The sequence below is a fragment of the Grimontia sp. THUN1695 genome (assembly GCF_059704325.2).
On sequence record NZ_AP046577.1, the window covers coordinates 818,518 to 834,651 of the forward strand.

The following is a 16,134-nucleotide window of genomic DNA, read 5'->3' on the forward strand; positions in this document are numbered from 1 at the left end:
CCGTTAATCCTTCACCAGTGGCTTAAAGCGTTTCAACTCACTTAAACGGTAACCGGTGTAGTTACCCAGCATCAGGATAAGAGCCAGAATGACTAACTGGATGCCGATAAAGTTGAAGGTGATGTGGCGGACGAAATCATTGGTCATCGCCAGGTACACCAGCACGGCGGTCAGTAGTGATCCTCCGCCTTGAACCAGCACTTCTTTCGCGCCTTCCTCCTCCCAAAGGATCGACATACGTTCGATGGTCCACGAAAGGATAATCATCGGGAAGAAGGTAATAGTCAGGCCTTCTACCAGACCAATCTTGAATGCCACCACCGTGAACACCGAGATGATCATGATAACGGTAATGATGACTGCTGAGATCCGGGCAACCAGCAACAGGTTAAGTCTTGAAAGGTAACTGCGTATAACAAGACCTGTGCCAACAATCAGCAGGAATCCGATAATCCCCGGCACCAATTGTGTCTGAACAAAGGCGACCGCAATCAACACAGGCATAAAGGTTCCCGAGGTTTTCAGACCGACCAATACCCGTAGCAACACAACAATTAAAGCACCGATAGGGATCAGCATGATGGTCTTAAACATCGCCTGTTCTTCAATCGGCAAGCTGTGGATGGAGAAGTTCAGCAGGCTTTCGGCTTGGATTTTTTCATCGGTTGCCTGTTTGGGGCTGATGTCCTGGGCGATGATAGAGAAACTGACCTGACTGTTACTGCCACCTGTCACTTCCAGAAGCGGCATGCCTTTCTCATTCCAAATCAACAGATTTTGAAAGGTATCCTGTGTACCGGTATCAAGGTTAAACAACTGCCATTCATTGTTGTCCCAGACTTCGACCATGGGAATAATATTCTGGCGGCGTCGGCCATCTTCCAGTTGTAACGCACCAACAACACGGGCATGAATGCCTTCCAGTGACAGGATTGAAACGATGGCATCCGCTTTACTCATTTCTTTGGTCAGCAAGGCGGCATTTTGGCTCTCTTTATCGTTGAACTGCTTAATCAACTCGCGGGCAAGGGTGACATTGTCCGCAGAACGCTGGCGGGCTTGAGTAAGCAGGGCTTCTGCCGCTATTTTGATAGGGCCATCAAGCAGGCTTGCTTTTGCTTCGCCTACGGGTGGTTCGATAGGATAGTCTGCGTTTTCATCCACCAGCATCTGGTTTTTGAAATAAAGGATCTGTTGCCCGACAGCTTCCCGTTTGGTCCACTCAGCGCGGCGACCTTCTTCGGTACTGACCAGCGCAAAACCATAGCCTGGAGAACTGGTGTTTTCGTTGATCAGGGTGAACCCTTCCTGGGTATCTGGCGTTGCCAGAGAGACTTTAACCGGCCCGTCTTTAGCATCAAATTCTACCCGGGCTTCTACTTCCCACACCTGATGTTTTTGCCCGGCTGTCCATGGCACCCCATAGACAGTATGGCGGTAAATACTCATGCCAATCCCAACAATGATCAGCAGGCTGATGAACACATAAAAAGGAACGCGTGAAGTCATTCTTTCCTCGTTAACGGTACTGAGTATTCAGGTCAGCACACTATTTATTTTCGGCGACAAATTTGGGGTGAATGTAGGACTGCGAGACATCAATGATGGCTATGTCCTTAAAAAACTCTCGGCCTAACAGCACAGGAAACTCCATGTGTGAGCGATCTGCCAGGGTAAATTGGGCTTTTTCGTGGAGAGCGCCCAGTCTGACTCGCAGTTCGACGACAGGACGGCGCTCGAGCCCATCGGTGGATGACTGACGGATCTTGACCCAGCGAGTGACAGGAGCTTCGATGCTGGCAACCGGTTCGGCGTCGTTGTTACTGTCTTGCGTGTGCGCCAGGTTGAATCGCACCCAGGTTTTTCCATCACGTTCAAATTCCTGAATATCTGTGGCATTCAAGGAAGAGGTTGTTGCGCCGGTATCAACACGTGCCTGGTAGTTTGAGCCAGCTGAATCAATCCAAACCCATTCCTGCTCACCGAGAATGGTTTTATTGGCTTGCTGTGGCACTGGAATTTCTTTCTCGACGTACACAACCTTTGGCTCTGACCGGTTTGCCATTTCACGTGCCTGATTCTGCCGCATGATTTTCAGCGTGTCTGACATATCGGCAACCTGTTGCTCCAGAGTTGCGATTTGCGCCTGCTGCGACTTCACGCTTTCATTAAGCAATGCATAGTTTGCCTGGATATTGGTCTCTATGTTGCTGATTGCGTTCAGTGTCTGCTGATGTTGTTCCTGAGATGTAACGCTGCAGCCAGATAAAGCGGCAGAAAAAAGAATCAGCAATCCGCTGCGTGTTAGCATGTGTAGCTCCGTACTGGGCGTTTAAGGTATTGAATTTAGGGTCGTAGTTTAGCTCGAAATGAAGGAGCCGAGAAGGAGGATTTGTCATGAGGAAGTCAGGATTACACCAGATCCGGAAATTATCTTTGACAGTAATTCCCGCGTAAACAGACTATTAAATAAAAGTTGTAAATTTTGAGTAAAAGAAAGAAGCCGGAAAACTTAAGTGGAGGTATGCAAATATAGTTCAACTTTTCGGAATTGAAATACTGTTTAAGAAATAGGGATAATGGCTCACACGAGATAATAGGGTCTGGTCTGTTTGTATCTTGCACCGGAAACCGCATATTCATCCAATACAATAGAAAGAGTCTGGCTTGTCTTGGGCTGGCCGCGAGGAATAGAAGGGCAGCCATGAAAGACTGCCCATCCGGAGAGCTGTGCTTAGTCAGGATTTCTGGCAACCAAAATAGCCCGTTTAGGCGCAGGATACCCTTCAATGGTTTTGGTTGGATCGCTGGGATCCAGATAATCCGGCAGTGAATTGTGGGTCATCCAATCGGTCGTGCGTTGCTCGTCGGTAGTCGTCACACACTCATCGACGATACGCACGTCAACAAAACCGACTTTCTCCAACCATACTTTCAGCGCTTTTGCCGATGGGAAGAAATAAACGTTGTGCATTTGCGCGTAGCGGTCAAATGGCACCAACACGGCGTTTTCATCCCCATCGATCACCAGAGTCTCTAACACCAGCTCCCCGTTTTTCACCAACTGGTTTTTCAGTTGTATCAGGTGATCAAGCGGTGAGCGTCGGTGATAGAGCACACCCATGCTGAATACAGTATCAAAGGCTTTCAGCGCGGGGAGTTTTTCAATGCCAAGGGGGAGCAGGTGCGCGCGCTGGTCATTGCCCATCAAACGGCGGATAGCCTCAAACTGAACCAGAAACAGCTCGGAAGGATCGATACCTACCGTCAACTCTGCACCTTCACCCAGCATGCGCCACATGTGGTAGCCGTTGCCGCAACCCACATCCAACACATAGCGGCCTTTCAGCGGCGAGATGTGCGGCAGCACACGATCCCACTTCCAGTCTGAACGCCATTCAGTATCAATATGGATATCGTGAACATGGTAGGGGCCTTTGCGCCACGGATGGAACGCACGCAACAGGTTTTCAATTTTTGCGCGCTGCCCCGAAGGCAGTTCGTTTTCTGTACCTATGGTCACGCTGTCTTTTATGTCGACTATGGAAGGGATGTCCATAGGAATCTTCTTCAGCACGCGCATCCATTTTGGCAAGTCGCCATGCGGCTGGTTTTGCCATTCCGTCAGTTGGGCTGGCAACACATTCAGCCAGCTTTGCAGGCGGTTTTTCGCAATCAGTTGATAGAAATCAGAAAAATCGAACATGGGTATCGTCTTATTGTTTTTCGCTGTGCGCTGGAAGATGCCAGCGCCCTTAACTCATTGAATGGCGAACCATCACTTTATGGCGAACATCGAACCAAAGTTAAAGCACTGGAACCACACTGCCACGCTGCTGAATCCAATGTTTGTCAGGCGTTGTCTGTGGGTATCGATGCTGTCGGGTTTCATCACATTTTCAAGCGCACTGCGTTTTTGGCTGATTTCCAGTTCACTGTAGCCATTGGCACGCTTGAAATCATGGTGCAGGTCGATAAGCAGCTCATTGGCGTTGTGATCGGCAAAATGATATTTCTCGGACAGGATCAGGATGCCACCTGGCTTCAGGCCCTTGAAGATTTTCTCCAGCAGCGCCTGGCGGTCGTCCGGGTTGAGGAACTGCAGGGTAAAGTTGAGCACCACAACCGAAGCATTATGGATGTCGATATTGCGAATGTCGTCTTCGATGATTTGGACATCGGTCTCTGAGCGGTAAGCATTGACATGCAGTTTGCAGCGCTCAACCATGGCTGGCGAGTTATCAACACCGATAATAGTGCAATTTTTTGCTTTGATATGACGGCGCATGGAAAGTGTCGCAGCGCCCAAAGAGCAGCCCAGATCGTAGATGTGGCTATCATCCGTCGCAAAACGTTCAGCCAGCATACCAATGGCAGAGATGATATTGCTGTAGCCCGGCACTGAGCGTTGAATCATATCCGGAAAAACTTCAGCGACATTTTCGTCAAAGGTAAAGTCACCCAGTTTTTCAATTGGCGCAGCAAAAATGTTGTCGCGATTTGCCATCTGAACCTGCCTAAAAAGAACCGAATACCGTCAAACTCTGCGTTCCTGAGAAGCGGCACAACTACATGTGTGGATGCCGGTTTCCATCCCGCATCAAAAGGGCGCGTATTGTAGAGAATTTTCGGTGGATTGTCTCTCTTTGCCGCTTTTTTGCGGGGGCATGACCACACTGCTGGAGCATTGTTGCCTGCGGGTAATGGAACCGGGGCAGTGATTACAGCAAACGTATCTGGCTGCTGTCCGGTTGCGTTGGCATCAGTGGTGCCAAGGGTGGCAGGGCAATTTGCTCACACAACTTTTCGTAATAACGCACGGCCAATTGTGGCGCTTCATTGTTATTGGCGGTGTGGATAAACAGATATGGTGTTTTTCCCTCGCCAATCCACTCAGGGATTTTTTTCAGCCAGTTGGCAAAGAACTTATCGTTTCGCTCTAGAGTTGGGTCACCGATAAAGCGCACCATGGGGGTCTCTGCGGTCGAAATGGCATGAACGGGGACGTTGGGTTTTTTCTGTTGTGCATCAAGCAGGGCGTCGGTATCCGGCGGCACGGCAAACACCGGCCGACTGTCCATGATAATGCGGTTAGCGCCAAATTCCATCAGCATTGTGTTCAATGCACGTTCTTCCTCGCCTTTGGTAAAAAATGCCGGATGGCGTACTTCCACCCCGACCTTGAAGCCCTTTGGCATACCGGTGAGGAAGCGTTTTAGATCCGGGAGATTCTGGGGACTGAAGGCAGCAGGAAGCTGGATTTTCCAAAGACCGATACGTTCATGAAGGGGCTGCATGAGCCGAATGAACGCCGACACCATGTCATCCGAGTGGCGCAGCATCATTTGATGGGTGACAGGCTGGGGAAACTTAAAGGTAAAGCGGAAGGCATCGCTGGTGGCGGCTTTCCAGTTCGCCACGGTAGCATGGGAAGGGCTGGCGTAAAATGTGGTATTGCCCTCTACGGTATTAAATACCTCAGCATAGCGTGCGAGGCGTTCGCCGCTCTTAGTACCCGGTGGATAAAACACCCGCTGCCAGCTATTGTGCGACCACTGGGTCATACCCAGGCGGAGCGGTGGTGAAGTGAGTTGTGACAGTGGCGTTTGCACCGGTGAATCCTTTCTTGTTGGCGGGGGGCTATTTTGCGTTCAGTGGGCGTGAAAGGTCAATCTGTGTTGCTTTTTTGCGCAATCGCGACGGATTTTTTGATTCGTCTGGCTACGATTTACCGCAGGCTCAATTTTTCCTTTATAATGCTCCGTCTTTTTGAAATATTCAGACTTTGGCTGTTTGCATTCAATCAGCGGAAGTCAGCAGAGATGTCTGCATACCCTCATTCGACACTTTGCGCCCTAAGGCGTAAAGGACAGTAAGTAACAGATCGGGAAATTCATATGCGCACCCAATATTGTGGTCACCTGAACAAAGCCCTGGCAGGGCAAACTGTAGAACTATGCGGCTGGGTTAACCGTCGCCGTGACTTAGGCGGTCTTATCTTCATCGATATGCGAGATCGTGAAGGTATCGTTCAGGTAGTGGTCGACCCGGATATGAAAGATATCTTCGAGGTGGCGAACCAGCTGCGTAACGAATTCTGTATCAAAATCACCGGTGAAGTGCGTCTGCGCCCTGACAGTCAGATCAACAAAGGCATGGCGACCGGTGAAGTTGAAGTGCTGGCACGTGGCGTTGAAATCATCAACCGTGCGGCACCGCTTCCGCTGGACTTCAATCAGAACAACTCTGAAGAGCAACGCCTGAAGCACCGTTACCTGGATCTGCGCCGCCCTGAAATGAGCGATCGCATCAAGATGCGCGCGAAAGCATCCAGCTTTGTCCGCCGCTTCCTGGACGACAACGGCTTTCTGGATATCGAAACCCCGGTACTGACCAAAGCAACCCCGGAAGGTGCGCGTGACTATCTGGTACCGAGCCGTGTACACAAAGGCAGCTTCTATGCACTGCCACAGTCACCACAGCTGTTCAAACAGCTGCTGATGATGTCTGGCTTTGACCGCTACTACCAAATCGTGAAGTGTTTCCGCGACGAAGACCTGCGTGCAGACCGTCAGCCAGAATTTACCCAAATCGATATCGAAACCTCGTTCATGAGCGCAGAGCAAGTGCGTGAAGTGACAGAGCGCATGGTACGTGAAATGTGGCAGGAGCTGCTGAACGTGGATCTGGGTGCGTTCCCAACCATGACGTTCGAAGAGGCGATGCGTCGTTTCGGTTCAGACAAGCCTGACCTGCGTAACCCACTGGAAATGGTTGACGTAGCAGACCTGCTGAAAGACGTGGAATTCAAAGTATTCTCTGGCCCGGCGAACGATCCGAAAGGCCGCGTAGCTGTTATTCGTGTACCGGGTGGTGCAGAGCTGTCTCGTAAACAAATTGATGAGTACACTAAGTTTGTTGGCATCTACGGTGCGAAAGGTCTGGCGTGGGTGAAAGTGAACGACCGCGCAGCGGGCATGGAAGGCATCCAGTCTCCGGTTGCCAAGTTCCTGACAGAAGACGTGGTAAATGCGATTCTTGAGCGCACCGGTGCAGAGTCTGGCGATATTATCCTGTTCGGTGCGGACAAGAAGAACATCGTGACTGAAGCGCTGGGCGCACTGCGTCTGAAACTGGGTACGGATTTGGGCCTGACCGACACCAGCAAATGGGCGCCACTGTGGGTGGTTGACTTCCCGATGTTTGAAGAAGATGACGAGGGTAACCTGCACGCAATGCACCACCCATTCACGTCACCGCTGAATGTGTCGCCTGAAGAGCTGAAAGCAAACCCAGAGAACGTAAATTCGAATGCGTACGACATGGTGCTGAACGGCTATGAAGTCGGTGGGGGTTCTGTGCGTATCCACAACCCAGAAATGCAAACGGCGGTATTCGATCTGCTGGGTATTGACGCTGAAGAGCAACAAGTGAAGTTCGGCTTCCTGCTTGAAGCGCTGAAATATGGTACGCCACCACACGCGGGTCTGGCATTCGGTCTTGACCGTCTGGTGATGCTGCTGTGTGGCACTGAAAACATCCGTGATGTTATTGCGTTCCCGAAAACCACCGCAGCGGCGTGTCTGCTGACTGATGCGCCAAGCGAAGCAAACCCGGCTGCATTGGAAGAGCTGGCGCTGTCGATTACAGCGGCGGCAAAGAAAAATGAAGAAGCCGACGCCTGATTCGCGCTGATTTCACAAAAATAAGGCCAGATTATCTGGCCTTATTCGTTTCTAAACCTGACAGACATGGGTTCTATCCCGGAAAGGACCATGCTGTTTTGCTATAAATCCAAGACTTGAAGTAATTAATCAGTGGTATCTCTGGTCATCAGGGAAGGCCACTGGGGGAGGAAATTCAAATGGCAGGTCATAGTAAATGGGCAAACATTAAACACCGCAAGGCAGCGCAAGATGCGAAACGCGGTAAGATTTTCACTAAGCTGATCCGTGAAATCGTGGTTGCGGCCAAAGAAGGCGGTGCAGAAGTCGAAAACAACCCACGTCTGCGTGCAGCGGTTGATAAAGCGCTGTCGAACAACATGACCAGGGATACGGTGAACCGTGCGATTTCCCGCGGTGCAGGCGGCGAAGGTGACGAGAACATGGAAACCGTGATCTATGAAGGTTACGGCCCGGGCGGCACCGCCGTTATGGTGGAGTGTATGACTGACAACCGCAACCGCACTGTGTCCGGTGTTCGTCACGCTTTCTCGAAAGCAGGGGGCAACCTTGGCACCGATGGCAGCGTAAGCTACCTGTTTGAGAAAAAAGGGGTGATCTCCTATGCGCCGGGTCTGAATGAAGACGCGGTGATGGAAGCGGCGCTGGAAGGCGGTGCGGATGATGTAGAAACCCATGACGACGGTTCTATCGATGTCTACACCACACCGGAAGATTTTGGTGCGGTAAAAGATGCGCTGGATGCAGCAGGCTTTGAAGCACAAAACGCTGAAGTGACGCTGGTGCCTTCCACCAAATCTGAGCTGGATGCGGATACTGCACCGAAGCTGCTTCGCCTGATTGACGCACTGGATGATCTCGATGATGTTCAGGAGGTTTACCACAACGGCGATATTTCTGACGACGTCGCAGCAACACTGGAATAATCCTTCGTGGCTATTATTCTCGGGATTGACCCGGGTTCCCGGATCACCGGTTACGGCGTGATCCGCCATCAAGGGCGGCATCTGGAGTATCTGGGCAGTGGCTGTATCCGCACGGATTCAGAAGATTTGGCGGGACGACTGGGTCAGATTTATGCCGGTGTCAGCGAAGTGATCACCCAGTTCCAGCCTGATACCTTCGCCATTGAACAGGTGTTTATGGCACGAAATGCGGATTCAGCATTGAAGCTTGGTCAGGCACGCGGCAGCGCGATTGTGGCGGCAGTCAATGCGGGGTTGCCGGTCAGCGAATACGCCGCACGTTTGATTAAACAATCGGTAGTGGGCAAAGGCAGTGCCGACAAGAAGCAGGTGCAGCACATGGTGGTTCATATGCTCAAACTGCCCTCCACACCGCAGGCTGACGCCGCAGATGCCCTCGCTGTCGCGATTTGTCATGCCCACACCAACCACACGCTGGTGGCAATGGCAGGGCAGGCGAAAAGTGCTCGGCGGGGCAGATACCGATAGCTCCACAGAAAAGCGGCGTTATGCCGCTTTTCTGTTATCGCGACCTGTCACAGTGGCAGGTCGTCGCACAATAAACGCTCATCAGGGAAGGAGATAAACCGTTGAACAACCCCCGGCGCATACAGGGCAGTACCCTCTCTGTCGTAGCATGGATAATGGCATTTCTGACCCCCTATCGCAGCCGAGTCGCAGGCGCGGTTTTCTTCCTGTTTTTAGGATCGTTGAGCTGGCTGGCGCTGGGACAGGCGGTGAAGCTGGTTGTGGATGAGGGGTTTCTTTCCGGTGATGCTGCTGAGTTAAACCGCCTTGTCCTGCTCATACTCGGCATTACTCTGGTCAGTGGGTTTGCAACATTCTTTCGCTTCTACCTGATGAGCTGGCTTGGCGAGCGCGTCAGTGCGGATATCCGCATGGTGGTGTATCACCACCTGCTCAGACTCTCTCCTTCGTTTTATGCCAAAGCGCGTACCGGTGAGGTGATAAGCCGGTTTACGGCAGACACGACATTGCTTCAAACCGTTGTCGGCTCCAGCCTTTCCATGGCATTGCGATCTGCTGTGTCTGTGATGGGCGGTTTGGTGATGATGGCCATTACCAGCCTCAAATTGACGGGCTTTGTGTTGCTTGCCGTCCCTGTGGTGCTGGTTCCTATCTTTGTGCTGGGTAGAAAAGTACGCAAGCTGGCGCGTGTGAGTCAGGATAAAGTGGCTGATCTTGGCGCCCATGTTGATGAAACACTGCATGAGATCCGCACTGTCCAGTCTTACAACCATGAAGATACCGACGCACGCCATTTCAATCACCGCGTCGAATCGGTGATGGGCGCAGCCAGACAGAGAATTTGGTATCGCGCTACCCTGATGGGTTCGGTTGTCTTTCTGTCGATTGTGGCGATTGTATTGGTGACTTGGGTTGGGGCACTCAATGTGTTAGAGGGTTCCCTGACGGCAGGGGATCTTTCCGCGTTTATGTTTTACGCCCTGCTGGTTGCCGGGGGCGTGGCGACCATCGGTGAGGTTATTGGTGATATCCAGAGAGCTGCCGGGGCAACAGAGCGACTGATTGAATTGTCTGCCATGGAGCCAGATATCAAAGAGCCTGCCCAGCCCGAAAGCCTGCCGCAGCGCGTACTGGGGAGTGTCAGCTTCGACAACGTTTCTTTCTGTTATCCCGGTGATGAGAACTTGCCGGTGTTCAAGGCGCTTTCCTTTACCGTGAACGCCGGCGAGCGCATTGCGCTGGTGGGGCCGAGTGGGGCAGGGAAGAGTACCGTTTTTGCGTTGCTGCAACGCTTTTTTGATGTTCAGGCCGGGCAGGTCATGATTGACGGTGTGCCAGTCTCCCGCCTCCCTCTTGACGCTTTACGCAAGCAGTTTGCCTTGGTGCCGCAAGAATCGGTGATCTTTGCAACTACTGTGCTTGAAAATGTCCGTTATGGCGCACCGGATGCCAGTGAAGACGCTGTAATAGCCGCCTGTAAAGCCGCGAGGGCCCATGAATTTATTATGGAATTTCCGGACGGGTACTTCACTGAACTCGGCGAGCGGGGCGTGCGTTTGTCCGGTGGCCAGAAGCAGCGGATATCCATTGCGCGGGCAATTTTGGCTGACAGACTAATCCTGCTGCTTGATGAAGCAACCAGCGCATTGGATGCAGTCAGTGAGCACAAAGTAAAATCGGCGCTGGATGCTCTGATGTCACACAAAACGTCGATAGTGATTGCCCACCGACTGGCAACTGTGGTCAATGCCGACCGGATTTTGGTGTTGGACAAAGGGAAAATTGTGGCGACAGGTACCCACGATGAGCTGATGGCATCGTCGTCACTTTACCGTGAGTTTGCGGCACTTCAGTTGGTCTCGGTAGAAGAAAAAGCGCAGGTGAGTGGTAAGTGAATTCCAAACACCGGACAAGTGACTTTACCGTACAGGCACCTGACTTCGCCAATCACTGTATTTTGTAGCGTTGGGCTTTTAAATCGAGCTTATCGAGAGTGATGCATAACAAGACACGTCTCTTTATGCCCGGCTGTTTGGCGAAAACGAATTGGCGTTTTTGTGATTTCAATGTGTTTAAAACTGGATATCTATCCAGTTGTTCATTATCCTACCCATCAATGATTAGCAACAAATTGAGTTTCATTGTGATTGGTCGATTACGCGGTATTTTGCTGGAAAAGCAACCCCCTGAGATCCTGCTTGAAGTTAACGGTGTAGGCTATGAAGTGAGTATGCCAATGAGCTGCTTTTACGAATTGCCGGAAGTGGGAGAGGAGGCGATCATCTACACCCACTTTGTGGTGCGTGAAGATGCCCAGCTTCTCTATGGTTTTAATACCACGGTAGAACGTGCGCTATTCCGCGAAGTGATCAAGGCCAACGGCGTCGGCCCTAAATTGGGACTGGCCATTCTGTCAGGCATGACAGCAACCCAGTTTGTTGACAGTGTTGAGCGTGAAGATGTGTCTACACTGGTGAAAATTCCCGGTGTCGGCAAAAAAACGGCCGAGCGTCTGGTGATTGAAATGCGCGATCGCCTGAAAAACTGGCATGCCTTTGACCTCTTTACGCCCCATGCAGATGCTGCTGCCCGCCGTGCAAATGGCACGGAAACCGTGGTTGCTGCATCCACGGATCCGAAAGATGAAGCAATCAGCGCTCTTATTGCTCTGGGCTACAAAGCTGCCCAGGCTGAAAAGGTCGTCAAGCAGGTGGCGGTTGATGGCATGAAGAGTGAAGCCATTATCCGTGACGCCCTGCGTTCAATGGTCTAGTGGAGTGAACCGGGATGATTGAAGCAGATCGACTGATGGGCACGGTGCCGCCGAGCCGGGAAGACGACATTATTGATCGCGCTATTCGCCCCAAGATGTTGGCCGATTATCAGGGGCAAGATCATGTGCGCGACCAGATGGAAATTTTTATCCATGCAGCACGCAAACGTAAAGAAGCCCTTGATCACCTGCTAATTTTTGGGCCTCCGGGATTGGGAAAAACCACGCTGGCCAACATTGTTGCCAATGAGATGGATGTAAATATCCGCACCACCTCTGGCCCTGTGCTTGAAAAAGCCGGGGATCTGGCGGCACTTCTGACTAATCTTGAACCCAATGATGTGCTCTTTATCGATGAAATTCACCGTCTGAGCCCGGTTGTGGAAGAGGTGTTGTATCCGGCGATGGAAGATTATCAGCTGGATATCATGATTGGTGAAGGCCCGGCAGCCCGCTCGATCAAAATCGATCTGCCACCCTTTACGCTGGTGGGGGCAACCACCCGTGCTGGCTCCCTGACATCACCGCTTCGTGACCGTTTCGGTATCACCCAACGTTTAGAGTATTACAACATTGCTGACCTGAAAGGCATTGTGCAACGTAGTGCGAACTATTTAAACCTGGAAATAGATGAAGAAGGGGCTTATGAAATCGCACGTCGGGCTCGGGGTACACCCCGTATCGCGAACCGTTTGCTGCGTCGGGTTAGAGATTATGCCGAAGTGAAAGCGGACGGCAAAATCGATGCAGATATTGCATCAAAAGCCTTGGACATGCTGGATGTCGATAATCAAGGCTTTGATTATATGGACCGAAAATTGCTGACTGCCATTATTGAGAAATTCGATGGTGGGCCGGTGGGCTTGGATAACCTTTCTGCGGCTATTGGTGAAGCAAAAGACACGATAGAAGACGTGCTTGAGCCTTACCTGATTCAACAGGGCTATTTGCAGCGCACGCCACGGGGGCGTATTGCCAGCCAGCGTGCGTACCTGCATTTCGGCTTTGACAGGCCAGAGTAACTTTTCTCCTGTTCTTACTTTTTTCAAAGGCTGACTTTCGTTGGCCTTTGTGCTATTTCTCCATAGCCAAACCGTGCAAACAGAAGCGTTGTGTGCCATTCATGTATGGGCAGATCTCTAAACGACAAGACTAGATTTTGTATTGATCTGACGCTTGGTTTTAGGCTATTTCTTTGCTTCAGATTGGTTGATTTGACATCACTCACCGTGAGAGTATGTCAAATACTTTGAAGTAAGGGGGCATAATGTTTAGTATTAGTTGCCACTACATTAGAGGTTGCTTAACAAAATTCTAACTGTTGTGGTACATTTGTGCAACACGAAAAGGTGGCCGTTTATACGGTTCCCGCAAGGAAGCCTGATTGATCGAAATGGAATACGGTTTGTTAATGATTAGGTATTTACTTAACGATGTGTAGATATCGTGCGTCAGTCAGCCTGACGATAAAGGAGTTACTATGTTAACTGATATTGTGGATCTGTCGCGGTTCCAATTCGCTATGACCGCGATGTATCACTTCCTGTTTGTCCCATTGACTCTGGGCTTGGCATTCCTGCTTGCAATTATGGAGTCGTTGTATGTGATGACCGACAAGCAAATCTATAAGGACATGACCAAGTTCTGGGGTAAGCTGTTCGGTATCAACTTCGCACTCGGTGTTGCTACCGGCCTGACCATGGAGTTCCAGTTTGGTACAAACTGGGCTTACTATTCTCACTATGTCGGCGATATTTTCGGTGCCCCTCTGGCAATTGAAGCGCTGATGGCTTTCTTCCTTGAATCCACCCTTGTCGGGATGTTCTTCTTCGGATGGGATCGCCTGTCCAAACGCCAACACCTTGCTGTGACCTGGCTGACTGCTGTTGGTTCTAACTTCTCAGGGCTGTGGATTCTGGTTGCGAACGGCTGGATGCAAAACCCTGTAGGCGCTGAGTTCAACTTCGAAAGCATGCGTATGGAAATGGTGAGCTTTGCTGAAGTTGTACTTAACCCGGTTGCCCAGGTGAAATTTGTTCACACCGTGGCGGCGGGCTACACAACAGGGGCAATGTTTGTACTGGGTATCAGTGCTTATTATCTGCTAAAAGGCCGTGATATTGCTTTTGCGCGCCGTTCTTTTGCCATTGCGGCGTCTTTCGGTATGGCGGGTATACTGTCGACTATCGTATTGGGTGACGAATCAGGTTATGAGTTAGGTGATGTTCAGAAGGTGAAACTGGCGGCGATTGAAGCCGAGTGGCACACTGAACCTGCACCGGCTGCATTTACCCTGTTTGGCTTCCCTAACCAAGAGACCATGGAAACGGACTACGCCATTAAGATCCCCTATGTCATGGGCATCGTTGCAACGCGTTCATTCGACAAAGAAGTGACGGGGCTGCGTGATCTGATTAAAGAGCACGAAGTGCGTATCCGTAACGGTATGCTGGCTTACAGCCTGCTTGAAAAACTGCGTGCTGGCGAACGTACCCCTGAAAATTTGGCTGCGTTTGATGATGTGAAAAAAGACTTGGGCTATGGCCTGCTTCTGAAAGAGCACACACCAAATGTCGTTGATGCGACGGAGGCACAAATCAAACAAGCAGCGAAAGACTCTATTCCTCAGGTCGCACCGTTGTTCTGGAGCTTCCGCATCATGGTGGCCTGTGGTTTCGCAATGTTGTTTGTGTTCGGTATGGCGTTCTACCAGACTTGTCGTCAGAAGATCGACGAGAAACCTTGGGTTTTGAAAGCAGCGCTATGGTCAATTCCATTGCCTTGGATTGCGGTTGAAGCAGGTTGGTTTGTTGCGGAATATGGTCGTCAGCCATGGGCTGTGGGTGAGATCCTACCGGTTCATTTGGCAGCATCAAACTTGCCAGCGTCTGAAATCATTACGTCATTAGTTGCTATCGTTACACTGTATACCGTGTTCCTGATTGCTGAAGTTTACCTGATGGTTAAGTTTGCTCGTAAAGGCCCAAGCAGCCTGAAAACTGGCCGTTACCACTTTGAACAGCTAAAGACTCCGGAAGCGGATTTGGCGCGTCAGGTTGAAGCATAAGGGGAGCTTGAGCAATGTTTGATTATGAAATTCTACGTTTAATCTGGTGGCTTCTGATTGGCGTGCTGCTGATTGGTTTTGCTGTGACTGACGGTTTTGACATGGGGGTTGGTGCTCTGGTACCAGTTATCGGTAAAACCGACAACGAGCGCCGTGTCATGATTAACTCTATCGCCCCACACTGGGATGGTAACCAGGTTTGGTTGATCACTGCAGGTGGTGCGCTGTTCGCAGCATGGCCGCTGGTTTATGCGGTGTCATTCTCTGGTTTCTACCTGGCGATGATCCTGACACTGGCGGCATTGTGGTTTCGTCCTGTGGGCTTTGATTACCGCTCTAAAATTGAAGACACACGTTGGCGTAGTGCTTGGGACTGGGCCATCTTTATTGGTAGTTTCGTTCCGCCTATCATCTTCGGTGTGGCGTTTGGTAACCTGTTACAAGGCGTGCCGTTTGAACTGAGCGACCTGTTGATCCCAACGTATCATGGCTCGTTCTTTGGCCTATTGAATCCTTTCGCGATTCTGTGTGGCTTGGTCAGTCTGTTCATGATTGTGACCCAAGGTGCGACGTGGCTGCAAATGAAGACAACCGGTGATCTGCACATGCGTGCGCGTAATATGGCGCAAATTAGCGCAGTGTTGACGGCTGTCTGTTTCGCGACTGCAGGTTTTTGGGCACAAAGCATAGAAGGTTACGTTATTACCAGTCAAATCGTGACAGATGCTGTGTCCAATCCGCTGAACAAAGACGTCGCGACACTGACCGGTGCGTGGTTTAACAACTATGAAACGTACCCAATACTTTGGGTAGCCCCCGTGCTGGCTGTGGTGATGCCTCTGCTGTCTGCGGTTGCATCTCGTCTTGAGCGCGGTGGCTTTGCCTTCTTGTTCTCAAGTCTCGCTATTGCCAGTGTGATCTTGACGGCAGGCTTTGCAATGTTCCCATTTGTCATGCCTTCTAGCCTGTTCCCATCACACAGCCTGACTATGTGGGATGCGACCTCCAGTGAACTGACGCTGAACATCATGGCGGGCGTCGCGTTGGTGATGGTACCCATCATTCTTGGTTACACTATCTGGTGTTACTACAAAATGTTCGGTCGTCTTGATGACAAGTTCATCGAAGACAACCAAAGTTCACTGTACTAAGAGA

The 16,134-nt window shown here is 50.9% G+C and carries 13 protein-coding genes; 8 read left to right on the forward strand and 5 right to left on the reverse strand.

Features of this window, described 5'->3' with window-relative positions:
- Window positions 1-3: 3 nt before the first annotated feature.
- From AC6IB1_RS07310 to AC6IB1_RS07330, 5 genes are all read right to left on the reverse strand, one after another.
- Window positions 4-1,509 (reverse strand): inactive transglutaminase family protein, encoded by a 1,506-nt coding sequence (locus AC6IB1_RS07310; protein WP_497568442.1) that lies wholly within the window; start codon window positions 1,507-1,509, stop codon window positions 4-6.
- 40 nt (window positions 1,510-1,549) lie between these two features.
- A complete protein-coding gene (locus AC6IB1_RS07315) occupies window positions 1,550-2,311 on the reverse strand; it encodes an ATP-dependent zinc protease family protein (RefSeq protein ID WP_497568443.1) in 762 nt (253 codons plus the stop codon).
- Window positions 2,312-2,734: 423 nt separating this feature from the next.
- Entirely contained in the window at window positions 2,735-3,706 is a 972-nt protein-coding gene (cmoB, locus tag AC6IB1_RS07320) for a tRNA 5-methoxyuridine(34)/uridine 5-oxyacetic acid(34) synthase CmoB (protein ID WP_497568444.1), read from the reverse strand.
- 72 nt (window positions 3,707-3,778) lie between these two features.
- Window positions 3,779-4,507, reverse strand: a complete 729-nt coding sequence (cmoA, locus tag AC6IB1_RS07325) for a carboxy-S-adenosyl-L-methionine synthase CmoA (protein WP_497568445.1) — start codon at window positions 4,505-4,507, stop codon at window positions 3,779-3,781.
- Between the two features lie 214 nt (window positions 4,508-4,721).
- Window positions 4,722-5,564 (reverse strand): DUF72 domain-containing protein, encoded by an 843-nt coding sequence (locus AC6IB1_RS07330; RefSeq protein ID WP_497569107.1) that lies wholly within the window; start codon window positions 5,562-5,564, stop codon window positions 4,722-4,724.
- Between the two features lie 333 nt (window positions 5,565-5,897).
- Between AC6IB1_RS07330 and aspS the strand changes: the two genes are divergently transcribed.
- From aspS to cydB, 8 genes are all read left to right on the forward strand, one after another.
- Window positions 5,898-7,685: an aspartate--tRNA ligase gene (gene aspS / locus AC6IB1_RS07335; protein ID WP_497568446.1), complete on the forward strand. Its 1,788-nt coding sequence runs from the start codon at window positions 5,898-5,900 to the stop codon at window positions 7,683-7,685.
- Window positions 7,686-7,864: 179 nt separating this feature from the next.
- The gene (locus AC6IB1_RS07340) at window positions 7,865-8,611 is read left to right on the forward strand and encodes a YebC/PmpR family DNA-binding transcriptional regulator (protein WP_497568447.1); all 747 of its coding nucleotides are present in this window, start codon (window positions 7,865-7,867) and stop codon (window positions 8,609-8,611) included.
- Between the two features lie 6 nt (window positions 8,612-8,617).
- Entirely contained in the window at window positions 8,618-9,139 is a 522-nt protein-coding gene (ruvC, locus tag AC6IB1_RS07345; protein ID WP_497568448.1) for a crossover junction endodeoxyribonuclease RuvC, read from the forward strand.
- A 101-nt stretch (window positions 9,140-9,240) separates the two neighbouring features.
- Window positions 9,241-11,034: an ABC transporter transmembrane domain-containing protein gene (locus AC6IB1_RS07350; RefSeq protein ID WP_497568449.1), complete on the forward strand. Its 1,794-nt coding sequence runs from the start codon at window positions 9,241-9,243 to the stop codon at window positions 11,032-11,034.
- Window positions 11,035-11,282: 248 nt separating this feature from the next.
- Window positions 11,283-11,912 carry a Holliday junction branch migration protein RuvA gene (gene ruvA / locus AC6IB1_RS07355; protein ID WP_497568450.1) on the forward strand — a complete coding sequence of 210 codons (630 nt, stop codon included), beginning with the start codon at window positions 11,283-11,285 and terminating at the stop codon, window positions 11,910-11,912.
- 14 nt (window positions 11,913-11,926) lie between these two features.
- A complete protein-coding gene (gene ruvB / locus AC6IB1_RS07360; RefSeq protein ID WP_154124354.1) occupies window positions 11,927-12,934 on the forward strand; it encodes a Holliday junction branch migration DNA helicase RuvB in 1,008 nt (335 codons plus the stop codon).
- 458 nt (window positions 12,935-13,392) lie between these two features.
- Window positions 13,393-14,979, forward strand: coding sequence for a cytochrome ubiquinol oxidase subunit I (gene cydA, locus AC6IB1_RS07365; RefSeq protein ID WP_497568451.1), 1,587 nt, complete (start codon window positions 13,393-13,395; stop codon window positions 14,977-14,979).
- A gap of 14 nt (window positions 14,980-14,993) precedes the next feature.
- Window positions 14,994-16,130, forward strand: coding sequence for a cytochrome d ubiquinol oxidase subunit II (gene cydB / locus AC6IB1_RS07370; RefSeq protein WP_497568452.1), 1,137 nt, complete (start codon window positions 14,994-14,996; stop codon window positions 16,128-16,130).
- Window positions 16,131-16,134 lie beyond the last annotated feature (4 nt).